Genomic DNA, 24399 nt, shown 5'->3' with positions numbered 1-24399 from the left:
GCTCACACCGTCTCTATCAACATCGCGCCGCCCTGCCCGCCGCCGATACATTCGGTGGCGATGCCGCGCCTGGTGCCCAATCGCTTCATGGCGTTGACCAAATGCAGCACGATGCGATTGCCGCTGCAGCCTACGGGATGGCCGAGGCTGATCGCGCCGCCATCGACGTTCAACTTCGTCTGATCGAGCTCGCCCGCCGCGCCGTCGAGGCCGAGAATCTCCTTGCAGAATTTTTCGTCGTTCCAGGCGGCGAGGCAGCCCAGCACCTGCGTCGCAAACGCCTCGTTCAATTCCCAGCTCTCGATATCCGAAAGCGTCAGCTTGTTGCGCTTGAGAAGCTCCGTCGCCGACAGCACCGGCCCCAGGCCCATGATGCCGGGATCGAGCGCCGACCACTGGCTGTCGAGGATGACCGCCTTCGGCGTCAGACCGTGCTTGGCAACGGCCTCTTCGGAAGCCAGGATCACCCAGGACGCGCCATCGGTGATCTGCGAGGAATTGCCGGCGGTGACCTTACCCCAGGGACGCTCAAACACCGGCTTCAGCTTTGCCAAGCTCTCCGGTGTCGAGTCCGGCCGCACGCCATCGTCGTGATCGTAGAACTTTCCGTCGCGCGCGAATGCGGTCTCTACTTCATCTTTGAGCCAGCCCTGCGATTGCGCCTTTGCGAGTCGCTTGTGACTTTCGGCGGCATAGGCATCCGATTGCGCGCGGGTGATGCCAAAGAGATGGCCGACCACTTCGGCGGTCTGACCCATATTGAGTTCGGTGATGGGATCGGTCAGGCCGCGCTCAAGCCCAATAATCGGTTTGAAATAGCCGGGCTTCACTTTCAGCGCAGCCATGGCTTTCGCGCCGATGCCTTTTGCTCCTGCAAGCCCTGCGAACCAGCGCACGCCCTGTTGCGGCCAGACCAGCGGGGCATGGCTCAGCGCTTCGGCGCCGCCTGCTAGGATCAGGTCGGAGACGCCCTCGCGGATGTAACGATAACCGGTGTCGATCGACTGCATGCCGGAGCCGCAATTGATTTGCACGGTGAAGGCGACCATCTTCTCGCCCATGCCGAGCCGCAGCGCGGCGACACGGGCCGGATTCATCTCGTCGGCGATGACGTTGACGCAGCCGAGAATGACCTGATCAAAGGCGGTCGGTGCGAATGGCTGCCGCGCCAGAAGCGGCCGGCCGCATTGCACGGCGAGATCGACCGGCGTGAAGGGCCCGGGGCCGGAGCGCGCTTTCAAGAACGGCGTCCGGCTGCCGTCGACGATAAAGACCGGTCGCGCCATCAGCTTGCCGCCCTCTGTTCACCCAGTTCCTGGAAGAACTGATGCACGTCGGCCCCCTTGCTGTAAATCGGCGACAACGCCTCGGGCGCGAAATCGTCGACTTCGATCACCTTGGCAACGGCTTCATGTGCCGCCTGCAGCTTCTCGCCCTGGGCCTGAGTGATGACACCCTTTTTCACCGCCTCTCTCCAGTCATGCAGCCGCGCGGCGCGCATCTGCTTTGCGACGTCGTCCGCAGCCGCCACCAGCCGGAACGCCTTCTCCAGTCGGGCGATGCCGCCATCATCATCGACGGCTGACAGATCGGAGGTGAGCCGGTCGCGCGCAGCCGATGGCTCCAGCACGAGCTGCGCGCATTGATGCACGATGCGGTCGGAGGGGCCGAGCACGCGCGCACCGAACGGCTGGATCAGGAATTTCAGGATCACCGCCACGAACCGGTTCGGCAGATTGGCCAGAATTTCCGCAAAGCGGTTCTCGATGGTCTTGAAGCCGGTCGCCATGCACCATTCGAGCGCGGCGAAATCTTCCTTCTGCCGCCCCTCGTCCTGCCAGCGTTTCAGCGCGGCGGACAGCAGATACAGTTCGGACAGAATGTCGCCGAACCGGGCCGAGAGCATTTCCTTGCGTTTGAGTGCGCCGCCAAGCGTCAACAGCGCCATGTCGGAGCACAGCGCGAAGCCTGCGGAATAGCGCGAGAGCTGGCGATAGAATCGCGTTGCCTCGCCGGCATCGGGTGCCGGCGCAAACAGGCCGAAGGTCCAGCTTCGGCCCCAGGCACGGAACATGGTCCTGAAGCTGTGGCCGACATGACTCCAGAACGCCTTGTCGAAGGCGTCCAAGCCCTTAGGCCGATCGGCTTCACCCAGCGCATTCATTTCGTCGAGCAGGAATGGATGAGCGCGGATCGCACCTTGCCCGAACACGATGAGATTTCGCGTGAGGATATTGGCGCCTTCAACGGTGATGCCGACCGGCACCGCGCGATAGAGGCTGCCCATATAGTTCTGCGGCCCGTCGATCACGGCCTTACCGCCATGGATATCCATGGCGTCGTCGATCACGATCCGCATCCGCTCGGTGGCGTGCAGCTTCATGATGCCGGAGATGACGGCGGGATGGTGTCCCTGGTTGAGCGCCGCGCAGGTCAGCCGCCGCGCGGCATCGAGCAGATAGGCGGTGCCGGCGATGCGCGCGAGCGGCTCCTCGATGCCTTCAAACTTGCCGATGGAGATGCCGAACTGCTCGCGGATACGGGCATAGGCGCCGGTGGTGCGTGCCGCAAACGCCGCCCCCGCGGCGGACAGCGACGGCAGCGAGATGCCGCGGCCAGCAGCCAGCGCGGTCATCAGCATCTTCCAGCCCTGGCCCAGCCGCTCCTGCCCCCCGATGATGTAGTCCATCGGGATGAAGACATCGCGACCCCAGTTCGGACCGTTCTGGAACATCTGCATCGCCGGCAGATGGCGGCGGCCGATCTCGACGCCGGGCAGATGGGTCGGGATCAGGGCTACGGTAATACCGAGTTCTTCCTGCTGGCCCACGAGATGATCGGGATCATAGGCCTTGAAAGCGAGACCGAGCAGTGTCGAGACCGGCCCCAGCGTGATGTAGCGCTTGTGCCAGTTCAGCCGCAGGCCGATGACTTCCCGGCCCTCGAAACTGCCCTTGCAGATAATGCCGGTGTCGACCATCGAGGCCGCGTCCGAGCCGGCTTCAGGGCTGGTCAGGCCGAAGCAAGGAATGTCGGCGCCTTCGGCGAGCCGCGGCAGCCATCTATCCTGCTGCTCCTTGGTACCGAAGCGCATCAACAACTCGCCGGGGCCGAGCGAATTCGGCACCATGACGGTGACGGCGGCGGTCAGCGAGCGCGACGAAAGCTTTCGCACCACTTCCGAATGCGCATAAGGTGAGAAGCCGAGTCCGCCAAACTCCTTCGGAATGATCATGCCGAAGAACTTGTGGCGCTTGATGAAGGACCATACCTCCGGCGGAAGATCACGCCATTCCCAATTGATCTTCCACTCGTCGAGCATGGCGCAAAGCTCGTCGACGGGACCGTTGAGAAAGGCCTTTTCTTCTTCAGTCAGCGTCGCCGGCGCGACAGCCAGCAATTTCGACCAGTCCGGATTGCCGGTGAAGAGATCGGCGTCCCACCAGACATCGCCCGCCTCCAGCGCTTCGCGCTCGGTATCGGACATCGCGGGCATCGCGCCGCGCGCGAAAGCGAAGATCGGTTTGCTGATGAAATCGCGGCGGAAGCTCATGGCGACCTCCTCATGATCAGGGCGCGACGTCTCGCCTCACCTATACCAAACATGGGCTCATCCTAGCTGAAAAGCACGGGTTTCGGAGACGCTTCGCATCGGGAAATGAAGCGAAACTGAACTTGGAGATAACGGCGGAGGCCCGGGCCCGTTCCAAAATGCCTGCATTATCCGGCGTTTAGAGACCGGCAACGTTGCCAAACGGATGCCGCTCGGGAGTGCCCACCGGCCTCAACCGCGGGCACACCGGTGTTATGAATCACGCTTGTTGCGGCGTCGCTCATTGGGGACGAACACGGCAAATACTTCCTTGACGCGAACGGCAGGCGTGACATCGCGGGTAAAGCGAAGCTCCGTGGTCGCCTGGGTTTCTGCCACGCGAGGTGCGTAAAGCGCGCTCCCGTACAGCGATCCATCGAAGCGCAAATTGCTTTCGTCGTCGGTGAGGTAAGCGTTCGAAACAAACAGCAGTACGAGCAGTGTCGATCCTACGACGGTAAAATATTTGAATATCGGCATTGGTGAACGAGCCTTCCTTCTTGCGAAGAAGGGTGGACCGTTCGCAATAAACGCTCAGTTTAAGCGTGCCCAACTTTTGCCGGAGCGGTTGGTTGGCGGTTGCCAATTTATGACGAATTTTAGTGAATCGCCCACTCGTCATTCCGGGGCTCGCGAAGCGAGAGCCCGGAATCCATTCTGCAGCAGTAGCTGCGGTCCGATGGATTCCGGGCCTGCGCCCAAGGGGGCGCATCCCGGAATGAGCAGCGGCGAGGCAAAACCAAGCTAGCCCGGCCCCGCGCCTTGCGTTGCCGTATACACGGCGTAGAGCGATTGGCTCGCGGCCATGAACAGGCGGTTGCGCTTGGGGCCGCCGAAGCAGATGTTGCCGCACACTTCGGGCAAACGGATGCGGCCGATCAGCTTGCCCTCCGGGGACCATACCGTCACGCCGCTGTAGCCGACGGCGCGGCCGGCATTGCTGGAGCACCAGACATTGCCGTTGACGTCACAGCGCACGCCGTCCGGTCCGCACTTCACGCCGTCGACCATGAAATCGCTGAACCGCTTGTGGTTGGTCAGCTTGTTGTCGGTGCCGACGTCGAACACGAACATGTCGCCCTTGCCGCCCGGACCGGTGTCGCCCGGCCCCTTGCCGGTAGAGGCGACATACAGTTTTTTGTAGTCAGGCGAGAAGCAGAGGCCATTGGGATCGGGCACCTGTTCCTCGGTCACGACGAGGTCAACACGACCAGACGGATCGATGCGATAGCAGTTGGTCGGCAGTTCGCGCTTGCCCGGCACGAAGCCTGCCGGCTGGCCGATCCGCGGATTGAGCTTGCCGGCAGCATTGCTCGGCCCGCCCGCGACGTCAGGCTCACCCTCATAGAGCATGCCACCATAGGGCGGATCGGTGAACCAGTAGCTGCCGTCCGGATGCGCGACGACATCGTTCGGCGAGTTCAGCTTCTTGCCGTTATAGGAGTCAGCGAGCACGGTTGCGGTGCCGTCATGCTCATAGCGCACGACGCGCCGGGTGAGATGCTCGCAGGAAAGCTGTCGTCCCTGGAAATCGAATGAGTTGCCGTTACTGTTGTTGGACGGCGTACGGAAGACGCTGACATGACCGTCATCCTCCGACCATCGCATCTGCCTGTTATTGGGAATGTCGCTCCACAGGAGATAGCGCCCCTGCGCGCTCCAGGCGGGGCCTTCGGCCCACAACAGACCGGTGTAGAGGCGCTTGATCGCCGTATTGGGCTGGGCGAGATTGTTGAAGGATGGATCGACGGCGATGATGTCGGGGTCCCAGAAATAGGTGGTGGGGGCACCGCGCGGACTGAAATCGCGCGGCGGGCTGGTGACTGTTGACGGAGGCGCCACAGGACCGGTCTGGGCCAATGCGCTGCCGGCCCCCGCGACGGTAGCACCGGCGCATACCGCCAAACCCTGGACAAGCGTTCGTCGTGAAATCGTCACTTCTGGATCGCGCTGCTGTTCTGGATCGCGCCGCTCCTGGCGTGTCATCGCATCCTCCCAATCTGTTCGCCGGCCGTTGATCCGGCCTGGCAACCTGAGGTTAGTCCGGTCCGTGCCCGGTTGCGAGAGCTGCTTTTCGATTCAGCCCCCTGCTCAAGCTTGCAGCCGAAAATGGCATCACCTCGTCCAACGCATGTCTGTCGGAAGGCTCTGCCATCATCGCGCTTGGGGCAATTGCCCACGTGGCGACAAGGTGCGCGACATGCTAGTCATTCGACAGTTGGTCGAATTCTCCGGCAAATCAGTCGGCCCGCGGGGCAAATCAAAATGAAGACGCCGACCCGGCAGATGTTGCATTGCACCGCTGGATCTCGCGGCAAACGACTTCTTGCTGCGGCCTTGTCACTGGCAATCTGGACGGACATGGCAGCAGCCAACCAAGCGGCCCCCGCGCCATCGCCGAGCAAGCTCGAACGTATCACTGAATTTTTCAACAACGAAGTTGCAACGAGGCGGTTGCCGGGCGCCGTCGTATTGATTCAGCAACACGGCAGACCGGTCTATCTGAAATGTTTCGGCGTTCAGGATGTCGATACCAAGGCTCCGATGACATCAGATACGATCTTTGCGCTTCATTCGATGACGAAGCCAATCACCAGCGTCGCGGCGATGATGTTGATCGACGCAGGCAAGCTCTCGCCCGCCGATCCCGCCTCCAAATTCATTCCGGCGTTTGCTGACGCGAAGGTACTTGTCGGTTCCGACACTATTGACGGCAAGAACGTCTTGACGCTTGTCCCGGCAGATCGGCCGGTGACCATCATGGATCTGCTGCGCCATACGTCGGGCATCACGTACGATTACATCGGCGGCAAGCTGATCATGAAGGCCTATTCGGAATCGGGCCTTTTCGATGGGCGTTACACCAACAAGGTGTTTGCCGATCGCATCGCCAGATTGCCCCTGGCACGACAACCCGGCACGCTTTGGCGTTACGGACATTCAACCGACGTCCTCGGACGCATCATCGAGATCGTATCCGGACAGACACTCTATCAGTTTGAAAAGCAGCACATCCTCGATCCGCTCGGCATGACCAGCACGAAATTCGTGCTGGAAAGTGCCGACGAACGCGCGCGGATGGCGGAGCCGCTGCCAAGCGATACCATCCTGAAACTTGCGGAGACTGCACGCCGCGCCCATCCGGAATGGGAATCCGGCGGCGGCGGGCTGGTCTCGACACTGAACGACTATGCCCGTTTTGCCCAGATGATCCTCAACGGGGGGCAACTCGATGGCAAACGCTACCTTAGCCCGGCCGCATTCAAGTCGATGACGTCAGACCATATCGGGCCCGGCTCCGGCGTCGCGCGGGACTATTACTACTTTCCCGGAGATGGCTTCGGCTACGGCTATGGTTTTGCCGTGCGCACCGATCCGGGAAATGCCAAGCCGCCGCCGCCAGGGTCGATCGGCGAACTCAAATGGGATAGCGGCAGCGGCACCTATTTCGGTGTCGACCCGAAGCTGGACATGATCTACATCCTGCTGGAGCAGACCCAGAACGAACGTGCACGCATCACACCCGCGTTCAAGAAGCTGGTTTACGACGCGTTTGCCACGGACGAATGATCCGGTGGCATTGCGCCTGAGAGAAATCACTTCCGGTTCGCCGCCTGCCGCTCGATGAACGCGACCTCGGTGCCCTTCTTCAGGAGTTTTGCCAACTTGTCGGCGTCCCAATTGGTGAGACGCACGCAGCCGTGAGATTCCGCCTTGCTTATTTTCGACGGGTTTGCCGTGCCGTGAATGCCGTAGCCTTCCGCGGACAGTCCGATCCACTGCGTTCCGACGGGGTTGTTCGGCCCGGGCTTGATCGTGAAGGTGCGCCTGGATCTGACTTCCTTGAACTTATAATCCGGGTTGTAGCGGTAGTACGGGCGGGCATCGATCGAGGTCACCTTAAGCACGCCGCTCGGGGTCGGCTTTTCTTCGCTTCCGACGGTTGCGGGAAAGAAGGCGATCAGGTCGGAATTCGCGAACGCCTTGACGGTCTGGGCGCTCTTGTCGACCTCGACACGGGTTGCAATTGGTTTCGTCTCTTTCGCCATCACATTGATTACCGAGATCGTCTGGTCGGCCTGGTCGAATTTCTTGCCGGGGTTGAGGGCCGCGAGCAGCGCCTCGCTCATGTGAAATTTCTCGGCGATGGCCTCGCGCGGGCTGGTGTAATTGAGCGCCTTCAGCCCTTTCATTTTTTCCATCCTGGCGGGGAGCTTCTTTAGGAACGGCCCCTTCACGTCTGCCGCTGCGACCTTGTAGTCGACGACGATGGCATCCGCGCTGCTCGCGATCAAAGCGCTCCAGACCTCGGGGGTCAGCGGCTGCTTGTTGACGATGAGGCCTTTGGCTTCGGCGAACGCCCGCAAGGCTTTCTGGGCGTTCTCGCCGAGCTCGCCGTCGACCTCGCCCGGCGAGAAATTAGCGCGGTCGAGCAGCACCTGGGCCTTGACGACAATGGGATCGATCTTGCCGTTGGCCGGCGGCTTGCCCCTGAACTCCGCGTTGTTGACCGCCGCCGCATCGAGGCCTGCGAAGGCCGGGTGGACAAGGCAGGCGAGCACGGTCAGCCCGGCAAAAGAGCGGATCATCGGCAATCTCCGAAATACCGACGATAAGCATTTCGGCGCGTCGGAGTTCCGCGTTTGCCGTGGGGCGCGCATGCGCACGACTCGTAGGCTGCATCCGGATTACATTCGCTTAATCCGGCCGGATCATCTCGAACATGTTTTCCGGCTTGATCTCGAAATAGTCGCCGCGGCGGCCGGCGCGGACGATCGGATGGGCGAGGCCGGTCTGGTAGACGCCGTCCTTGATGAAGGCCTTGTCGATGTGGACGGCGACGACTTCGCCGAGCGTCAGCCAGGCCTGTGCCTTTTCGCCGTCCTTGCCCTGCAATTGGATGATCTGCGTCAGCTTGCATTCGAAGGCAACGGGGCTTTCCGCCACCCGGGGCACGTTGACGAGCTTGCAGGACGCGGCCGTAAGGCCTGCGAGCTTGAACTCGTCGACATCAGCGGCAACGTGGGCCGCCGTCGCGTTCATCTGCTTCGCCAGATCCATCGTGGCTAGATTCCAGACGAACTCGCCGGTCTCCTGGATATTGCCCGCGCTGTCTTTCCAGTTGGTGGAGGAAAAGCCGATAATCGGCGGGTGATAGCAGAAGGCGTTGAAGAAGCTGTAAGGCGCCAGATTGACGTTGCCCTTGCCATCGCGCGAGGAAATCCACCCGATCGGGCGCGGGGCGATGATGGCGTTGAAGGGGTCGTGCTTGAGGCCGTGCCCGTTCTTCGGCTCGTAGTAGTGCAGGTCTTTTGGGCTCTTGGCGTCCATTCCGGCTCGTCCTTCTTCGTCATTACCTGCGACAAACGCGAAGCGTTTGCGCTAGGGAGCGCTTGCGACGAAGCAATCCATGTCACGGCACGCGGCGCGATGGATTGCTTCCGCCTTTGCTAAAGCTACGGCGGACAAGTCGCTTCGCTCGCAATGACGGTGGAGTCAAGTGGCGGAGAGCTCAATTCGCCTTGGCACGTGGCGACAGCCCCGCAATCACGAAATCGATCATTTCGTCGATCGTCGGGCCGGGCTTGGTGGCGCATTGCGCGATCATCTGCGGGTGGAAGAACCGCATCATCGCGGTGCAGGCGCAAAGCGAGGCGAGCTGCAAATCGGCAACCTCGAACTCGCCGGAGGCGGCGCCCTGCCCGATCACCTGGCCGATGGTCCGGGCAATCATCTCCATGTGAGCGACGCAGACGCCCCAGTCCTCCTGCATCGCGATCTCGACCATCTCATGCAGCTTGGAATCGCCGACATAGCGCTCGGTGTTCATGCGATTGATGGTCTTCATCATGTCGCGCAGACGGACTGCCGCCGGTCCGGGCATCGACGCGATCCGTTGCGCCTCGACCTCGACCTCGCCCATCAGGGTCCGCGCCACGCCCTCGTGAATCGCCTTCTTCGAATCGAAGAAGCGATAGACGTTGGCGGGGCTCATCCGCAATTCCTTGGCGATGTCGGCGACCGTCGTCTTCTGATAGCCGATCTGCCTGAACAGACGCTCCGCCACCACGAGGATCTTCTCGCGGGTGTCAGTCTCGATGTGCTCCGAAATCAGCGTCATGTCAGCTCTCAATGTTCAATTATTCTGCGGCGTCGGCAAGCGGAATTGCGTGCGGACCCTTGGGGTGCTCCTTGGCCTGATGTTGCGCTGCAAGATCGGGCTGCTCGGCCTGACCGCTTTCTTCCAGGCTCTTCCTGAACCACAGGGCGTAAAGGCCCGGCAGGTACAGCAAGGTCAGGAAGGTTGCAACAAACAAGCCGCCCATGATGGTGATCGCCATCGGCCCCCAGAAGGCGGAGCGGGACAGCGGGATCATGGCCAGGATCGCCGCCAGCGCCGTCAGGATCACCGGGCGAGCCCGCCGGACGGTGGCCTCGACGATGGCTTCCTTCCGCGTCAGGCCTTGGGAAACGTCGGCCTCGATCTGATCGACCAGAATCACCGCGTTGCGCATGATCATACCGGCCAGCGCGATCAGTCCGAGCAGCGCCACGAAGCCGAACGGCTGGTTGGCAATATTGAGGCCGAGCGAGGCGCCGACGATGCCGAGCGGCGCGGTCAGGAACACCAGGATCAGACGCGAGAAGCTCTGCAACTGGATCATCAGCAGAGTAAGCATCACCAGCGCCATCAGCGGAAACAGCAGGGCGATCGAGGCGTTGCCCTTTTCGGATTCCTCGAACGCGCCGCCCGGCTCGATCCGGTAGGCCGGTTCGAGATGATCGCGGATTTCCTTCAGCTTCGGCCAGATCTGGTTGGTGACGTCGGGCGCCTGCACGCCGTCGACGACGTCGGTCCGCACCGTGATCGCCATATCGCGGTTGCGCCGCCACATGATCGGCTCCTCATGGGAATATTCGATCCTGGCAATCTGCTGCAGCGGCACGGCGACGCCGTTGCGCGAGGTCACGGTGAGATCGCCGACGCGGCCGAGGTCGAGCCGCTCGGACGGCACCGCGCGCGCGACCACGCCGACCTTCTCGATGCCGTCGCGAATGGTGGTGACCGGCGCGCCCGAGATCAGCATCGCAAGCGCCTGCGAGACGTCCTGCGGGGTGAGGCCGAGCGCCCTGGCCCGGTCCTGATCGACCACGAGCTTCAGGTAAGGCGACTGCTCGTTCCAGTCGAGCTGCGGCTCCGTGACATTGGGATTTTGCTTCATGACATCGCGGACCTTGTAGGCAATGTCGCGCACGGTGTTGGGGTCGGGGCCGATCACGCGGAACTGGACCGGGAAACCGACCGGCGGGCCGAAATTGAAGCGATCGATGCGCACGCGCGCTTCGGACAGGTCGCCCTCGGCGACCGCCTTCTCCAGCCGCGCCTTGATCCGCTCGCGGGCCTCGACGTCCTTGGAGACGATCACGATCTCTGCAAAGGCCTCGTTGGGCAGTTGCGGATTGAGGCCGAGCCAGAAGCGCGGCGAACCCTGACCGACATAGGCGGTGTAGGTCGCGATATCCTTGTCGTCCTTCAAGAGCGCTTCGGCCTTCTTGACGGACTTCTCGGTGACGTTGAAGGCGGTGCCTTCCGGCAGGCGCAGTTGCAGGAACAGCTCGGGCCGCTCCGACAGCGGGAAGAACTGCTGCTGCACGTTGCCAAAGCCCACGATCGACAGCGCGAACACGCCGACCGTCGCTGCCACCACCTTGATACGGTGGTCGACGCACCACTGCACCACGGCGCGCAGGCCCCGATACATCCGCGTCTCGTAGATCGCGTGCGGATCGTGGTTGTGGTGCACGGCGATGTTAGGCAGCAGCTTGACGCCGAGATAAGGCGTGAAGATCACCGCCACGAACCAGGACGCGACCAGCGAGATCGCCACGATCCAGAAGATGCCGCCGGCATATTCGCCGACCGCCGAATTGGCAAAGCCGATGGGGAGGAAGCCAGCGGCCGTGACCAGCGTCCCCGTGAGCATCGGAAACGCAGTTGATTCCCAGGCAAAGGACGCCGCGCGGACGCGGTCCCAGCCCTGTTCCATTTTTACCACCATCATCTCCACCGCGATGATGGCGTCGTCGACCAACAGGCCGAGCGCGATGATCAGCGCGCCGAGCGTGATGCGGTGCAGGTCGATCGACATCGCGTTCATGACGATGAACACGATCGCGAGCACCAGCGGCACCGACATGGCGACCACGATACCCGTGCGCCAGCCGAGCGCGACGAACGACACGAACAGCACGATCGCCAGCGCCTCGATGAAGGAATGAACGAACTCGCCGACGGCGCGCTCGACCACCTTTGGCTGGTCGGCGATCTGCTCGACCTCGATGCCCTGCGGCACCGCCTTCATGAAACCGTTAGTCGCCTTCTCGACCTCCTTGCCAAGCTCGAGGATGTTGGCGCCCTTGGTGGTGACGACGCCGATGCCGATCGCGGGCTTGCCTTCCTGACGGGCGACGAAGGTCGGAGGGTCGACGAAGCCGTGGGTGACGGTCGCGATGTCGCCGAGCCGGAACACGCGGCCGTTGCTTTCGACCGGGGTTTCCGCGACTGCCTTGGCGCCATCGAGTGCGCCGGTGACGCGCAGCGGCACGCGCTGCGAGGAAGTTTCCACCGTGCCGGCGGGCGTGACGTTGTTCTGCTTGGCGAGCGAATCGAATAGCGCCTGCGGCGTGATGCCGAGCGTTGCGAGCTTGGCGTGGGAGAATTCGACGAAAATGCGCTCGTCCTGGGTGCCGTAGAGATTGACCTTGGTGACGCCGGAAACCTTCAACAGGCGCTGACGCATGCCTTCAGCGGCCTTCTTCAATTGCGCGTAGTCGGCGCCGTCGCCGGTCATCATGTAGAGAATGGAATCGACGTCGGAAAATTCGTCGTTGACGTTCGGCCCGAGCAGACCCGCGGGCAACTGGCCCTGCACGTCGGCGAGCTTCTTGCGCAACAGATAGAACAGATAGGGCACGTCCTTCGGCGGCGTCGAATCCTTGAAGGTCACCTGCAGCGCCGTGAACGACGGCTTGGAATAGGTCTGCACCTTCTCGAAGAACGGCAATTCCTGCAGCTTCTTTTCGATGGGGTCGGCCACCTGGGTCTGCATTTCCTGCGCGGTTGCGCCCGGCCAGATCGCGGAAACGTTCACCACCTTCACGGTGAAGAACGGGTCCTCGGCGCGGCCGAGCCGCTGGTAGGAGAAGAAGCCGGCGACGCCGAGCACGATCATCAGGAACAGGATCAGGGTCGGATGGCTCACCGCCCAGCCCGAAAGATTGAAGCGCTTCATGTCACTCTCCAACTTCGAAATACGTTTGCACTTCCACCGTCATTGCGAGCGTTCGCTCCTCGCAATGACGGCGCGGGGTTAATTGACGGGGCTAGAACGACAGCGACGAGACCACCCGGACCTTCTGGGCCGGATCGAGCTTCTGCACGCCGAGCGCAACCACCTTGGCGCCTTCGTTGACGCCGCCTGAAATCACGACGGCATTGCTCTCGTAGGATTTCACGACGACCGGCTTCAGTGCGATCGCGCCGGAATCGTCGACGATATAGAGCGAGGGATTGCTGCCCTGGCTGAACAGCGCCGACAGCGGCAGTTTTGCCACGCGCTCACTGGCCCCATCGGCCAGCGTCAGGGTGGCGGTCATGCCAAGCGAGACTTTGTCGTCGGCATCCGGCAGCGAGAATTTGGCCAGATAGGTCCGCGTAGCGGGGTCTGCGGAAGGCGCGATCTCGCGCAGCTTCGCGGCATATTTCTTTTCCGAATCCGACCATAGCGTCACGGTGGCGGTGCCGGACTTGGCGCGGCCGACCAGCGTCTCGGGAATCGCGACCACGGCCTCCTTCTCGGCAAAGCGGGCGACGCGGACCGCGGTCTGGCCGGCGGCGACGACCTGGCCGGGGTCGATCAAGGTCGCGGTGACCACGCCGCGGGTATCGGCGACCAGCGTTGCATAGGACAGCGAGTTCTTGGTGAGTTCGACCTGCCGCTCGGCGCGATTGAGGCGCGCCCGCGCTTCATCGGCGGCGGCGCGGCTCTGATCCATCTGGGCGTCGGTGGTCCAGCCCTTGGCACGCAGATCCTTGGCGCGCTGCTCGGCGGCGCCAGCCTGTGCCAGCACGCCAGTAGCGGCGCGGAATTCGGCCTCGGCCTGTTCGGCCTGCAGCTTCAGATCGACCTCATCGAGGGTGGCGAGTGGCTGGCCGACATCTACGGTCTGGCCGACCTCGACCAGACGCCGGGCGACCTTGCCGGGGACGCGGAAGCCCATGTCGGTCTCGATCCGGGGACGGATGGTGCCAACGAAACTGCGTTCCGGCGTCTCGGCCGCATAGTGCACGGTGGCAACCAGAACCGGGCGCCCGGGAGCGGCCGCCTCAGTCGCTTTTTCATTGCAACCAGCCAGCACGAACACCGCAAGCGCCAAAAAAGCTCCCGTCAAGAGCCTGTAATAGCTAGAGAAAATGGACCGGGCGAACATCGAACTCTCCATCGCGGAAACCGATGACGAGTATCGAATGGCGACTGACGAATGTCAATATTCGTCATAGATCATGAATTCGTGAAGACGGATGAGGTTAAGAGGTAATTGCTTCCTCCGGACCAGCCAGCTCCTTAGCCCGGCACAGCGGAACTCAGAAGTCCTCGCGCCGAACGCCGAACTGGAACACTCCTCCACCGGCCATGGCCTCGCCCGTCACCCGTGCATCAGGCACGTCGAGCTTTCTTGCGAGACTTCTTTGCGGTGGCCTTCGCGCTACTCGCGGTCTTGCTCGCCGGCCTTGATTTCTGGCTGCTCGATTTCCTTGCGGCCGACCTCTTCGTTGTCTTCTTGGCGCTCCGCGCCTGTGCGGTTCGAGTCTTGGCGGCTCCAGCCTTCGCAGCTCGGGCTTTCGCAGCTCGAGACTTGGCCGTTCGAGACTTGGCCGTTCCGGCTTTCCTCGCCCTGGCCGCCGGCGCGCGGCGCCGTTGTTTCGTTGTGCGCTTCCGCCGTGCGGGCGCGGCTGCGATCGGCGGCACCATCAGCGGATCGGACACGAGACCATCGGCAGCAAGCGGCACGTAGGCCGCCGCGCGTTCGTCGGCCTTCAACCCCGGCTCGTCGGCTTTCAGCGCCCGGCTGGCAGCTTCCGTCGCGGTGTTCGCAATCTCCTTCACCGTGTCGGTGAATTTCTCCAGAACCGATTTGTCCTTGCCCATGTCGCCCTCCCGGGCTGTGGCACATGGAACTAACCGATGAGGCGGAGTCGGGTTCCCGAACGCAAACGCTACTCCGCCAACTGAAACCGCTCGAAGCGATCCAGCTCTTCCTCGATGCGCCGCTTGTAGTCCTTGCGCGCCGCCCTCACCGCGCCCTTGCCGACCCAGCTCCATTTCTGCAACAGGAGTTTCTTGTTCTGGCGGTCGGTTTTGAGATCGATGGCGGCGACGATGTCTTCGCCGACCAGCACCGGCAGCGCGAAATAGCCGAACAGGCGCTTCTCCTTCGGCACATAGGCCTCGAAGCGGTGGCCGTAGTCAAAGAACAGCTCGGTGCGCTTGCGCTGGATGATCAGTGGGTCGAACGGCGAAAGAATGTGCACCGGGCCATCGCTTGCATCCGCCGTCCCATTCGCCTCCAGCACTTCCGGCCGGGCCCAGTGCTCCTGCTTGCCTGCGCCTTCGAGCGCGACCGGCACCAGTTCCTTGCGCCGCACCCGCGCCTCGATCAGGCGCCGCACCGCCGGCTTGCTCGGCGCGTCGAGATGGCAGACGGAATCCAGGCTGACGACGCCTTGCGAGCGAAGCGCGCGGTCGAGCAGGTACGCGGTGATTTCCGCTGAGGGAGCCGGCTTTGGCGGCTTGTCCCAACCGAAATGCCGCGTCATCAGCTCATAGGTCTTGAGCATGCCGGTGCGTTCGGAGATCGTCACCTCGCCGGTGTAGAAGGCAAGCTGCAGCGCCCGCTTCGAGGGTTTTCGGCTCTGCCACAGATGCTCTTTCTCGGTCAGGATGTCATCCTCGATGTCGCGGATGGTGAGCGCGCCGTCGCGCCGCAACAGCCGCATCACCTTGCGGGTGTCCGCCGGCTTGACGGAGGCAAACCATGGGTGGCCTTCGCGCCGATGCTCTCGCATCGCCGGAACGAAGAAGCGAAAATCCTTCGCCGGCACATAGGACAGGGCGTGGGTCCAGTATTCGAACACGCTCTTGTCGACGCTCTGCGCCTGGCGCAGGTCGGCGCGGGCGTAAGCCGGGATGCGGCTATAGAGAATGTGGTGATGGCAGCGCTCGATGACGTGGATGGTGTCGATCTGGACATAGCCGAGATGGTCCACCGCGGCCGCGACCGCTTGCGGTCCGGCGCCGAACGGTTCGCTGGTGTCGAGCCGTTGAGCGTGCAGCCAGATTCGCCGGGCTTCCAGCTTGGTCAGGAGATGGGGCTTAGTCGTGCGGGGCATCGCACGGCAATGTAGCGGGATTCGCGCGTGTGGGGAGTCCCGGGTTCCCTGACCGCCGCCTCGCGGCGCGAAATCACCTCACTGCTTCTGCCGATCTCCGACGCTGCCGGTTGCGATCTCGGCCTCGCAGGAGGCGCGGCCGGGCTGCGGCGCATGGCATTTGTAGACATGGCCAGTGAGGCGATCGACCAGCCACGCGCTCTCCTCCGTCGGGCTTTCAAACCCGACATAGCGACTGCCGAGCGCGTTGAGCAGCGTCGACAGCAAGATTGCAGCGGCGATCATCGCCGCGCCGATCAGTGTTGGCATTGAACTTCCGGAACCGGCTGGCTCCGATGCGCTGGTGCGATGACCCAGATACTCACGCTGACGTTTGACTGACTGTAACACCCGGCCCGCCCGTTTGGTTGCCCCGAACGAATTCTTCTTCAGATTTTTTGCGAGTAGTTCTGCTAGACGCGCATCTGGCCGATTTGTTGTCCACAGATCGGCACTGGCGCGACGAGCCGCTTTTTTCTTTTCCGAAGTCAGCGGCGAGAAGTGACGGAGCGGACCGTTGTCCGGCGAAGCGTCGTTGCCACCTGCTTGGACCGTTCAGTCACGACGGCGCAGCTAGCGCCGCGACCTCCGGGGTCACCGGCCTCGACTTCGACATCAGGCAGCCTTTACCAATGTGATTTGAATCACATTGCCTGCTTTGAACCCGTCCTATCGTCGCACCATCAAAACGTCATGCACGCCAGTTTGCAGGCGTTAACAGTGAGGATTACGACAATGACCCGCCTTTCTCTCGATCATGACTATCGGCGCCGCGCTGTCGATGACGGCGGGGCTGGCCGTCGCCGGCGACACCGTCTCGGCCGACAAGATCCTGGACGCTCTGAAGCCGAAGCCGGGCGCCACCCGCGGCCTTTCGACCGGCCCGCAGCAGCCGGTGGATGCTGCCGCAAAGGCCAAGGAAGTCGGCTTCGTCGACACCCTACGCAACCGCAAGACCCGGTCGCTGTCGCTCGGCGAGCGCCAGGAAATCGCGGAACTTGCCGCGAGCAAACCGAAGATCGATCTCGAAATTCAGTTCGACTACAATTCGGCCGACATCAGCAAGAACTCGGTTTCCGCTGTGCAGGAACTCGGCAAGGCGCTCTCCGATTCGAGCCTGAAGGGTTCGACCTTTGTGGTCGCCGGTCATACCGACGCGATCGGCAGCGAGGCCTACAACCAGGATCTTTCCGAGCGACGTGCCGATACGATCAAGAAGTACCTGACCGAGAAGTACGGCATCGCCGGTTCCAATCTCGTGACGGTCGGTTACGGCGAGACCAAGCCGAAGGACGCGAATGCGCCGATGGACCCCACCAACCGCCGCGTTCAGGTCGTCAACATGGATAGCAAGACCGCCTCCAAGTGAGTTTTTGAAAAGTGAGGTTTTGAAAGCCGATCCGCCTGCCGCCCGCGGCAGGCGGATTTTCCATTGGCTAAACAGCGCGAGTGGCGCCTCAAATCCAGTTCTGGAAGATCATCAGGCGGCTGAACGTCGCCATCGAGGTACCTATGAACGCGGCCGATATCGGCAACATTGCGGCAAAGCCGGCAAAGCCGATTGCAACGTAGGCCCATAGCACCCAACCGGGCATGCTGACGCGCTTCAAGGCATACACCAGCGCAAGGCTCGCCGTGGTCGCCGCCGGCAGATAGTAATAGATGAAGCCGAGCGTTCGCGGCAGCAATGCCCATGCGAGGTATGGGCCGAAATAGAACGCCAGTATCAGGAAGGCGTCGGCCCGCCGCGTCACGATCCAGTCGCGCAGGCAGATCGCGACCGCAATCAGCGCCGGCCACAGGATCAGCGGGTTGCCGAGGAAGACCACGGCGGCGATATGGTCTTCGTCGACCTTGTCAAAAAGATACCAGACCGGGCGCACCAGGAACGGCCAGGACGGCCATGAACTCATATAGGTGTGGCCTGCAATCGCACTCGTCGTGTTATCGTTGAAGATGCGCCGTTGCGCCTGCAGAATATCCGAAACTGACAATCCGTAGAGCGGAATGAAGGTGGCAAGATAAACGACGGCCGGAATTACTGCGAAGCAGACAGCGAAATGCCAGGCCTTGAAACCGGGCCAGCGATCGGGCCGGTACCAATCCTCCGGCCCGGCATCCGCGAAGTGAGTGCGCCAGCTTTGCATCAAGCGGATCACGGCGACGATTCCGATGCAGACTGCGAGCGCGAACAGCCCGCTCCATTTGCAGCCGGCCGATAGGCCAAAGCCGATCCCGGCAAGCGCGAACCACAGATGCGGCCGCTCTCTTCGAAAGCCATGCATGAATGCCGCGATGGCGAACAGGCCGAAAGCGAGCGCAAAAATATCCAGCATCGCGATCCGCGATTGCAAGAACAGCATCTGATTGAAAAAGGCGAGCAGGCTCGCCGCAATCGCCGGGCTCTGGGCGGCGAACAGCGCCAGGCCGCACAGATACACCGCAACAACGGCGAGCGATCCGAACAGCACGGCCGGATATCGCCAGCCCAGCGGTCCGTCGCCTAATGAATGGATCGACAGGGCGATGAACTGCTTGGCGAGCGGTGGATGCATCGGATTGAGCATCGGCTCTCGCATCGTCGGCTCAAGCATCTGCCGCGCCGCCGGGACGTAATGCACCTCGTCGAAATAGAATTTTTCCGGGGCGGTGACGCCGATCAGCATCGCAAAGTGCGCGAGAACAAAAAGAAGTCCCGCGGTGATGCCCGTGCGCATCATCGAATCGGACAGAACAGAAAATGATCGGGTCGCTGGCTTCACGGACGATCTGGGGCGGAATCTGGAGCGAACTGAAATTGCGGCGAAATTCAGTGTGATGGCTCCGGATTTTTATGTCCATCGCATCGAACGCGTTTTCGCAATCACTAACCTGCGGGCGAGTAAGCCGCGCGAGTGATAATTCTGCCACATCGAAACGCGTGCAACCCGGTGCGATGTCGGGATAGATTGATCGGCTTCAAATGAATTTCAGTAACTGCTTTTGTTCGCTATCCGCAGTTGGCCTGGTTGCTGCGTTGATGGCTCCAGCGTACGCGCAAATAGGGTGGGCAAAGGCGCCATAGCGCTGTGCCCACCATCTCTCGGTGGATCGCGAACGTAATGGTGGGCACGCTATCGCTTTGCCCACCCTGCGTTCATATCAGGCGGCGGCCGTGGCGGATTGCGCAGCGGTTGCGGCCGCGACATCCATCCACATCACTTCCCAATGGTGGCCGTCGGGATCTTCGAAGCTGCGGCCATACATGAAGCCGTAATCCTGTTTCGGGCCCGGGTCGGCGCCGCCGCCTGCGCCTTGCGCCTTGCTGACCATATCGTCCACCGCCTCACGGTTGTCGGCGGAAAGGCAGATCAGAACCTGGCTGGTGGTCTTGGCGTCGGCGATCTTCTTTGGGGTGAACTGGCGGTATTTGTCGTGCGTCAGCAGCATGACGTAGATGGTCTCGGAAAACACCATGCAGGACGCCGTATCATCGCAAAATTGCGGATTCTTTTCGCCGCCGATCGCCTGGTAGAAGGCGGTCGAGCGGGCGAGATCGCTGACAGGCAGATTGACGAAGATCATTTTGGCCATGATGGGCTCCTTTCGCGGGTTCGGACCTAGGACGAACGGACGGAGACAAGTCCGACATCCCGTTTCAAATTATTTTTCTGGCGGCGAGTTGGCGCACGGTCACTGGAACCTGCCGGCGGATAGCCGCTACCTGCCCTTGAAGTCAGGCTTGCGCTTTTCCGCGAACGCCTTGACGCCTTCCTTGAGGTCGTCGCTGTCGCGCACGACGTCGAGCAGCCGGCGCACCTCGGCGACCGTCTCCAGGGGCCCCTTCGGTATCGCATCGCGGGCGAGCTTCTTCAGGGCCCGAACCACCAGCGGCGCGTTGGCGGCGATTTTTGCGGCCATCTCCTGGGCGAGTGCGACATGCTGTCCCTTCGGCGCGACCTTGTTGACGAAGCCAATCTGATAGGCCCGCTCCGCCGACATTTCCTCACCGACCAGGAGGAATTCCATGGCGATCTTGTGCGGCATGCGCGCCATCACCGAGGAGACGCCGCCAGCGGTGGTGCCGATCTTGCCCTCGGGGTAGATGAAGCGCGTCGTCTCCGAGGCCACGCACATGTCGGCCATCTGCACCAGCACGAAGGCGCCGCCGACGACCCATCCCGAGGTCGCGGCAATGACCGGCTTGTCCAGCTCAACGCCCAAGCCGGGCACCGCGTGCCACATGTTGACGGGGAGATCCTTCACGTCGGCGCCGACCGAGAAATAGGCGTCCTCGGACGAGGCGAGCACCGCCACGCGATCGTCGCTGTCGTGAAAACGCTGCCAGGCCTGCCGCAGTTCGTCGCACAAGGCGTTGTTGAGCGCGTTGTGCGAGGATCTACGATCCATCGTGATGGTGGCGACGTGGCCCGTGCTCTCGTAGCGAACAAGCGTCATGGGATTCTCTCAAGCGGCTGCGATGCCAGGTAACGTTGCAATCGTCACTTCTTCTCGGCGGGATCGCGGTGCACCGGATCGACCCACAGCACGGTCTCCGGCTTTTCCACCGGCTCGATGTCGAGATTGATCGCCACCGCCTCGCCGTCAGAGCGCACCAGCACGCATTCCAGCACCTCGTCGCGGCTGGCATTGATCTCCTGATGCGGCACGTAGGGCGGCACGAAGATGAAATCGCCGGGGCCGGCCTCGGCGGTGAACTGCAGATGTTCGCCCCAGCGCATCCGCGCCTTGCCCTTCACGACATAGATGATGCTTTCGAGATGGCCGTGGTGATGCGCGCCGGTCTTGGCATCGGGCCGGATCGTCACCGTGCCCGCCCACAATTTCTGCGCGCCGACGCGGGCGAAATTGATCGCGGCCTTGCGGTCCATGCCCGCGGTCGAGGGCGTGTTGGGATCGAGCTGATTGCCGGGAATCACGCGGACGCCGTCATGCTTCCAGCGCTCGTCATGATCGTGGGAGTGGTGCGAATGGGTGTGGTCATGCGTGCCGGTCATTGGGCGCCTTCTCGAAATATCGTTTGTCCCCAACGGTATCGAAAACCGGGGTTGCAAACCAGAAGATTAAGGGAGCCGGCGGCGCATGGGCGTCCCGGTTTTCGTCATGGCCGGGCGCACCCCGCCTATTCAACGCCGTCTGGACATCACATCCGGATTGACAACATTCGTCGGTGTTCCGGCGGCATAGGCAACGATTTGATCGAAGATATCCGTGAACTGGATTTCGTATTCGTCGCGCGAGACGTAGCCGAGATGCGGCGTGCAGACCACGTTGTCCATGTTCAGGAGCGGATCGTTAACGTCGCGAAGCGGCTCTTTTTCGTAGACGTCCACCGCCGCCATGCCAGGTCTTCCGGCGCGCAGCGCGTTGACCAGCGCGTTCGGCTCGATCAGCGGCGCACGACTGGTGTTGACCAGAAGCGCCGACGGCTTCATGCGCGCCAGATCTTCTGCTTTCACGATGCCGCGCGTGGCATCGACGAGCCGCATGTGCAGCGAAAGGACGTCGCATCGTTCGAAGAAATCAGCCTTGCTCGCGGCAGTCTCGTATCCGTCGGCGCGGGCCTTCGCCATGGCCGGTTCGCGCGCCCATACCAGCACGTTCATGCCGAACGCCTTGCCGTAGCCCGCGACGACGGCACCGATCCGCCCATAGCCATAAATGCCGAGCGTCTTGCCACGCAGCGTGTGGCCGACGCCGATCTGCCATTTGCCGGCCTTGAGCGCTGCCATCTGCTGCGGAATGGCGCGCATCGCCGCCAGGATCAGGCCCCAGGTGAATTCGGCGGTCGCATAGGACGGCGTATCGGCATGCTGGCTCGACGACACGACGATGCCGAGCCGGGTGCAGGTGTCGATGTCGATATGCGGGTAGACGCTGCGCTGGCTGATCAGCTTCAGTTTCGGCAAGCGTTCCAGCAGCGGTGTCCGGATCTGCGTGCGCTCGCGGATTAACACGAGCGCCTCGGTATCGCGCAGGCGCTCCACCAGCGCATCGACATCCTGGACGTGATCGTTCCAGATCGTGACGTCGTGTCCCGCCAGCTTGCTGAAACAATCGAGGGTGCGCAGCGTGTCGAAATAGTCGTCGAGGATCGAGACCTTCACGATGCGCTCCCTCGTTCAGTGTGCGGCTACTTCACCGCCAGCAATTCGACGTCGAACATCAGCGTCGCATTCGGCGGAATGACGCCGCCGGCGCCGCGCGCGCCGTAACCGAGCGCGGGCGGAATGATCAGCGTGCGCTTGCCGCCGACGTTCATCGATGCGACGCCTTCGTCCCAGCCGGCGATCACCTGGCGCTGGCCGATCTTGAACTCGAACGGCTCGTTACGGTCGACGGAGGAATCGAACTTCTTGCCCTTCTGGCCGTTCTCGTAGAGCCAGCCGGTGTAATGCATGACGCAGGTCTGGCCGGTCTTGGGCGAGGCGCCGGTGCCGACCTTGCTGTCAATGATCTGCAAGCCTGTAGCTGTGGTCATGGGTTTTCCTGCGGTCTGGGCCGCTGCCATCCTGATGGCAGCGGGCGTTGAAACCGCGGCTGCCATGGCGGCAAATGCGGTTCGGAAGATCGTGCGTCGCGAGAAGCGCATCTGTTGAACCTCTTTCTGGAGAGACCGAGCTTCTAGACGCTCAGTAGCCCAGCGCGCAACCGTCCTTGCGGGGATCGGAACCTCCGGTCAGCGTACCCTTGTCCCAGTCGATCCAGATCGCCTGGCCGCCGCCGAGCGGACCGACCACGCTGGTGGTCTTGTGGCCGATCTTCTTCAGGCCCTCGACGATCTCGGCCGGCACGCTGTCCTCGAGCTGGTAGGCGCCTTCGTAGTGCAGGCCGCGCGGCATATCGATGGCTTCCTGCACATCGCAGCCATAGTCCAGGATATTGGTCAGCACGTGGGTCTGTCCCACCGGCTGATACTGGCCGCCCATCACGCCGAACGGCATTATCGCGCGACCGTTCTTGGTCGCGAGCGACGGAATGATGGTGTGCAGCGGGCGCTTGCCCGGCGCGATGCAGTTGGGATGGCCGGGCTGAATCCGGAAACCGCCGGCGCGGTTCTGCAGGAGGATGCCGGTCTTATTGGAAACGATCGCCGAGCCGAAGGAATGCGCGATCGAATTGATGAACGAGCAGACGTTGCGGTCCTTGTCGACCACCGTGATGTAGACGGTCGATGGATTCATCGGTGGCGCGACGTTCGGCAATTCGAGCAGCCGGTCCATCCGGATGTTCTTGATGTGCTCCTCGGCGAACTCCTTGGCGAGGATTCCGGCGACATCGACATGAACATGCTGCGGATCGGCGACGTACTGCTCTCGCATCATGTAAGCGATGCGCGCGGCTTCCGCCTCCAGATGGAAACGCTCGACGCTGAGCGGCGCAAACTTGGTCAGGTCGAAGCGGGAGAGGATGTTCAGCATCACCAGCATGGTGATGCCCGGGCCGTTCGGCGGGCACTGCCAGACATCGTGGCCCTTGTACATCGTGCCGATCGGTGACGTCGTCTCGGTCGAATGTGCGGCGAAATCTTCCAGCGTGTGCAGGCCACCGATGCCGCGCAAGGTCTCGACCATGTCCTCGGCGATCTCGCCGGTATAAAACGCGTCGCGGCCGTTCTTGGCGATCGCACGCAGGGTCTTGCCCAGTTCGGGCTGGCGGATCACGTCGCCGGCAACCGCCGGCTTGCCGTGCGGCAGCAGATAGCGCTCGGTGTTGGTGCCGTTCTTCAGCTTCTCGAACTGGTTCTTCCAGTCGAAAGCAATACGGGGCGCGACGACGTAGCCTTCCTCGGCAGCCTTGATCGCGGGCTGCAGAAGCGTATCGAGTCCCATCTTGCCGTGGTCGCGCAGGATCGTCTCCCAGGCGTCGATCGCGCCGGGGATGCTCACCGCATGCGCCGAGGTCAGCGGTACCGAATGGATCTTGCGTTCGAGGTACCATTCGGCCTTGGCCGCCATCGGCGCGCGACCGGAGCCATTATAGGCGACAATCTTGCCCTCGCCCCTGGGTTGGATCAGCGCGAAGCAATCGCCCCCGATACCGGTCGATTGCGGCTCGATGACACCGAGCAGCGCGCAAGCCGCGACCGCGGCGTCCGCCGCCGTGCCGCCCGCCCTCATCACGTCGATTGCGACCAATGCGGCCTCCGGATGCGACGTTGCCACCATCGCGTTCTGGGCATGGACCGTGGAGCGGCCGGCGAAATGGAAATTCCTCATCGCGAGTGCTTTCTTTTCAGCGTTTCTTGAGCATCCCGCGGAAGCATCGGGCGGGTTTACAGACGGTTCTTTGGCATATTCATCCCCGGCAGGGCAAT

General features: G+C 62.3%; 22 protein-coding genes. 3 read left to right on the top strand and 19 right to left on the bottom strand.

Annotation, left to right across the window (positions count from 1 at the left end):
• Nucleotides 1-2 precede the first annotated feature (2 nt).
• The 4 genes from V1290_RS27945 to V1290_RS27930 all read right to left on the bottom strand — a co-directional run bounded on the left by V1290_RS27945 (nt 3) and on the right by V1290_RS27930 (nt 5578).
• On the bottom strand, nt 3-1286 hold the full coding sequence (locus tag V1290_RS27945) for an acetyl-CoA C-acetyltransferase (RefSeq protein WP_334367352.1): 1284 nt from the start codon (nt 1284-1286) through the stop codon (nt 3-5).
• Entirely contained in the window at nt 1286-3553 is a 2268-nt protein-coding gene (locus V1290_RS27940) for an acyl-CoA dehydrogenase (RefSeq protein ID WP_334367351.1), read from the bottom strand. The genes V1290_RS27945 and V1290_RS27940 overlap by 1 nt, the downstream gene beginning before the upstream one ends.
• Nucleotides 3554-3805: 252 nt before the next feature.
• Nucleotides 3806-4072 carry a hypothetical protein gene (locus V1290_RS27935; protein WP_334367350.1) on the bottom strand — a complete coding sequence of 89 codons (267 nt, stop codon included), beginning with the start codon at nt 4070-4072 and terminating at the stop codon, nt 3806-3808.
• 264 nt (nt 4073-4336) lie between these two features.
• Nucleotides 4337-5578 (bottom strand): SMP-30/gluconolactonase/LRE family protein, encoded by a 1242-nt coding sequence (locus V1290_RS27930; protein WP_334367349.1) that lies wholly within the window; start codon nt 5576-5578, stop codon nt 4337-4339.
• A 375-nt stretch (nt 5579-5953) separates the two neighbouring features.
• Here V1290_RS27930 and V1290_RS27925 point away from each other — a divergent pair, with 375 nt between their 5' ends.
• Nucleotides 5954-7162 carry a serine hydrolase domain-containing protein gene (locus V1290_RS27925; protein ID WP_334369197.1) on the top strand — a complete coding sequence of 403 codons (1209 nt, stop codon included), beginning with the start codon at nt 5954-5956 and terminating at the stop codon, nt 7160-7162.
• Between the two features lie 26 nt (nt 7163-7188).
• Here the strand turns inward: V1290_RS27925 and V1290_RS27920 are convergent, their stop codons facing one another.
• The 8 genes from V1290_RS27920 to V1290_RS27885 form a co-directional block, all read right to left on the bottom strand.
• Complete coding sequence (locus V1290_RS27920; RefSeq protein ID WP_334367348.1) at nt 7189-8181, bottom strand: L,D-transpeptidase family protein; 993 nt, start codon at nt 8179-8181, stop codon at nt 7189-7191.
• A gap of 109 nt (nt 8182-8290) precedes the next feature.
• Nucleotides 8291-8923 carry a flavin reductase family protein gene (locus V1290_RS27915; protein WP_334367347.1) on the bottom strand — a complete coding sequence of 211 codons (633 nt, stop codon included), beginning with the start codon at nt 8921-8923 and terminating at the stop codon, nt 8291-8293.
• 181 nt (nt 8924-9104) lie between these two features.
• Nucleotides 9105-9713, bottom strand: a complete 609-nt coding sequence (locus tag V1290_RS27910) for a TetR/AcrR family transcriptional regulator (RefSeq protein WP_334367346.1) — start codon at nt 9711-9713, stop codon at nt 9105-9107.
• A gap of 19 nt (nt 9714-9732) precedes the next feature.
• Entirely contained in the window at nt 9733-12885 is a 3153-nt protein-coding gene (locus V1290_RS27905; RefSeq protein WP_334367345.1) for an efflux RND transporter permease subunit, read from the bottom strand.
• A 91-nt stretch (nt 12886-12976) separates the two neighbouring features.
• Nucleotides 12977-14083 (bottom strand): efflux RND transporter periplasmic adaptor subunit, encoded by a 1107-nt coding sequence (locus V1290_RS27900; RefSeq protein WP_334367344.1) that lies wholly within the window; start codon nt 14081-14083, stop codon nt 12977-12979.
• A 227-nt stretch (nt 14084-14310) separates the two neighbouring features.
• Nucleotides 14311-14802: a hypothetical protein gene (locus tag V1290_RS27895; RefSeq protein ID WP_334367343.1), complete on the bottom strand. Its 492-nt coding sequence runs from the start codon at nt 14800-14802 to the stop codon at nt 14311-14313.
• A 68-nt stretch (nt 14803-14870) separates the two neighbouring features.
• Nucleotides 14871-16043, bottom strand: coding sequence for a winged helix-turn-helix domain-containing protein (locus tag V1290_RS27890; protein WP_334367342.1), 1173 nt, complete (start codon nt 16041-16043; stop codon nt 14871-14873).
• 78 nt (nt 16044-16121) lie between these two features.
• Nucleotides 16122-16352 carry a hypothetical protein gene (locus V1290_RS27885; RefSeq protein ID WP_334367341.1) on the bottom strand — a complete coding sequence of 77 codons (231 nt, stop codon included), beginning with the start codon at nt 16350-16352 and terminating at the stop codon, nt 16122-16124.
• 487 nt (nt 16353-16839) lie between these two features.
• Between V1290_RS27885 and V1290_RS27880 the strand changes: the two genes are divergently transcribed.
• Nucleotides 16840-17451, top strand: a complete 612-nt coding sequence (locus tag V1290_RS27880) for an OmpA family protein (protein ID WP_334367340.1) — start codon at nt 16840-16842, stop codon at nt 17449-17451.
• Nucleotides 17452-17539: 88 nt separating this feature from the next.
• Here V1290_RS27880 and V1290_RS27875 read toward each other — a convergent pair whose 3' ends face one another.
• The gene (locus V1290_RS27875; RefSeq protein WP_442895021.1) at nt 17540-18799 is read right to left on the bottom strand and encodes a phospholipid carrier-dependent glycosyltransferase; all 1260 of its coding nucleotides are present in this window, start codon (nt 18797-18799) and stop codon (nt 17540-17542) included.
• Between V1290_RS27875 and V1290_RS27870 the strand changes: the two genes are divergently transcribed.
• Complete coding sequence (locus tag V1290_RS27870; RefSeq protein WP_334367338.1) at nt 18792-18980, top strand: hypothetical protein; 189 nt, start codon at nt 18792-18794, stop codon at nt 18978-18980. The two genes, V1290_RS27875 and V1290_RS27870, sit on opposite strands and share 8 nt — an antisense overlap.
• Nucleotides 18981-19223: 243 nt before the next feature.
• Here the strand turns inward: V1290_RS27870 and V1290_RS27865 are convergent, their stop codons facing one another.
• The 6 genes from V1290_RS27865 to ggt all read right to left on the bottom strand — a co-directional run bounded on the left by V1290_RS27865 (nt 19224) and on the right by ggt (nt 24301).
• The gene (locus V1290_RS27865; protein ID WP_334367337.1) at nt 19224-19655 is read right to left on the bottom strand and encodes a VOC family protein; all 432 of its coding nucleotides are present in this window, start codon (nt 19653-19655) and stop codon (nt 19224-19226) included.
• 126 nt (nt 19656-19781) lie between these two features.
• A complete protein-coding gene (locus tag V1290_RS27860) occupies nt 19782-20519 on the bottom strand; it encodes an enoyl-CoA hydratase/isomerase family protein (RefSeq protein WP_334367335.1) in 738 nt (245 codons plus the stop codon).
• Nucleotides 20520-20563: 44 nt separating this feature from the next.
• Nucleotides 20564-21079 carry a cupin domain-containing protein gene (locus V1290_RS27855; protein ID WP_334367334.1) on the bottom strand — a complete coding sequence of 172 codons (516 nt, stop codon included), beginning with the start codon at nt 21077-21079 and terminating at the stop codon, nt 20564-20566.
• Nucleotides 21080-21208: 129 nt separating this feature from the next.
• On the bottom strand, nt 21209-22189 hold the full coding sequence (locus V1290_RS27850; protein ID WP_334367333.1) for a D-2-hydroxyacid dehydrogenase family protein: 981 nt from the start codon (nt 22187-22189) through the stop codon (nt 21209-21211).
• Between the two features lie 26 nt (nt 22190-22215).
• On the bottom strand, nt 22216-22629 hold the full coding sequence (locus V1290_RS27845; protein ID WP_334369196.1) for an FKBP-type peptidyl-prolyl cis-trans isomerase: 414 nt from the start codon (nt 22627-22629) through the stop codon (nt 22216-22218).
• Nucleotides 22630-22714: 85 nt separating this feature from the next.
• Entirely contained in the window at nt 22715-24301 is a 1587-nt protein-coding gene (ggt, locus tag V1290_RS27840) for a gamma-glutamyltransferase (protein ID WP_334367332.1), read from the bottom strand.
• Nucleotides 24302-24399: the final 98 nt, after the last annotated feature.

The organism is Bradyrhizobium sp. AZCC 1578 (assembly GCF_036924675.1).
Classification (GTDB): domain Bacteria; phylum Pseudomonadota; class Alphaproteobacteria; order Rhizobiales; family Xanthobacteraceae; genus Bradyrhizobium.
Note: the sequence above shows the minus strand (reverse complement) of the source record. Positions and strands in the feature narration are given on the sequence as shown.

Excerpts from the sequence above, each read along its gene's own strand:
- V1290_RS27945 (WP_334367352.1), bottom strand. The coding sequence starts at position 1,286 with ATGGCGCGACCGGTCTTTATCGTCGACGGCAGCCGGACGCCGTTCTTG.
- V1290_RS27940 (WP_334367351.1), bottom strand. The coding sequence starts at position 3,553 with ATGAGCTTCCGCCGCGATTTCATCAGCAAACCGATCTTCGCTTTCGCG.
- V1290_RS27935 (WP_334367350.1), bottom strand. The coding sequence starts at position 4,072 with ATGCCGATATTCAAATATTTTACCGTCGTAGGATCGACACTGCTCGTA.
- V1290_RS27930 (WP_334367349.1), bottom strand. The coding sequence starts at position 5,578 with ATGACACGCCAGGAGCGGCGCGATCCAGAACAGCAGCGCGATCCAGAA.
- V1290_RS27925 (WP_334369197.1), top strand. The coding sequence starts at position 5,954 with ATGGCAGCAGCCAACCAAGCGGCCCCCGCGCCATCGCCGAGCAAGCTC.
- V1290_RS27920 (WP_334367348.1), bottom strand. The coding sequence starts at position 8,181 with ATGATCCGCTCTTTTGCCGGGCTGACCGTGCTCGCCTGCCTTGTCCAC.
- V1290_RS27915 (WP_334367347.1), bottom strand. The coding sequence starts at position 8,923 with ATGGACGCCAAGAGCCCAAAAGACCTGCACTACTACGAGCCGAAGAAC.
- V1290_RS27910 (WP_334367346.1), bottom strand. The coding sequence starts at position 9,713 with ATGACGCTGATTTCGGAGCACATCGAGACTGACACCCGCGAGAAGATC.
- V1290_RS27905 (WP_334367345.1), bottom strand. The coding sequence starts at position 12,885 with ATGAAGCGCTTCAATCTTTCGGGCTGGGCGGTGAGCCATCCGACCCTG.
- V1290_RS27900 (WP_334367344.1), bottom strand. The coding sequence starts at position 14,083 with ATGTTCGCCCGGTCCATTTTCTCTAGCTATTACAGGCTCTTGACGGGA.
- V1290_RS27895 (WP_334367343.1), bottom strand. The coding sequence starts at position 14,802 with ATGGGCAAGGACAAATCGGTTCTGGAGAAATTCACCGACACGGTGAAG.
- V1290_RS27890 (WP_334367342.1), bottom strand. The coding sequence starts at position 16,043 with ATGCCCCGCACGACTAAGCCCCATCTCCTGACCAAGCTGGAAGCCCGG.
- V1290_RS27885 (WP_334367341.1), bottom strand. The coding sequence starts at position 16,352 with ATGCCAACACTGATCGGCGCGGCGATGATCGCCGCTGCAATCTTGCTG.
- V1290_RS27880 (WP_334367340.1), top strand. The coding sequence starts at position 16,840 with ATGACTATCGGCGCCGCGCTGTCGATGACGGCGGGGCTGGCCGTCGCC.
- V1290_RS27875 (WP_442895021.1), bottom strand. The coding sequence starts at position 18,799 with ATGCGCACGGGCATCACCGCGGGACTTCTTTTTGTTCTCGCGCACTTT.
- V1290_RS27865 (WP_334367337.1), bottom strand. The coding sequence starts at position 19,655 with ATGGCCAAAATGATCTTCGTCAATCTGCCTGTCAGCGATCTCGCCCGC.
- V1290_RS27860 (WP_334367335.1), bottom strand. The coding sequence starts at position 20,519 with ATGACGCTTGTTCGCTACGAGAGCACGGGCCACGTCGCCACCATCACG.
- V1290_RS27855 (WP_334367334.1), bottom strand. The coding sequence starts at position 21,079 with ATGACCGGCACGCATGACCACACCCATTCGCACCACTCCCACGATCAT.
- V1290_RS27845 (WP_334369196.1), bottom strand. The coding sequence starts at position 22,629 with ATGGCAGCCGCGGTTTCAACGCCCGCTGCCATCAGGATGGCAGCGGCC.
- ggt (WP_334367332.1), bottom strand. The coding sequence starts at position 24,301 with ATGAGGAATTTCCATTTCGCCGGCCGCTCCACGGTCCATGCCCAGAAC.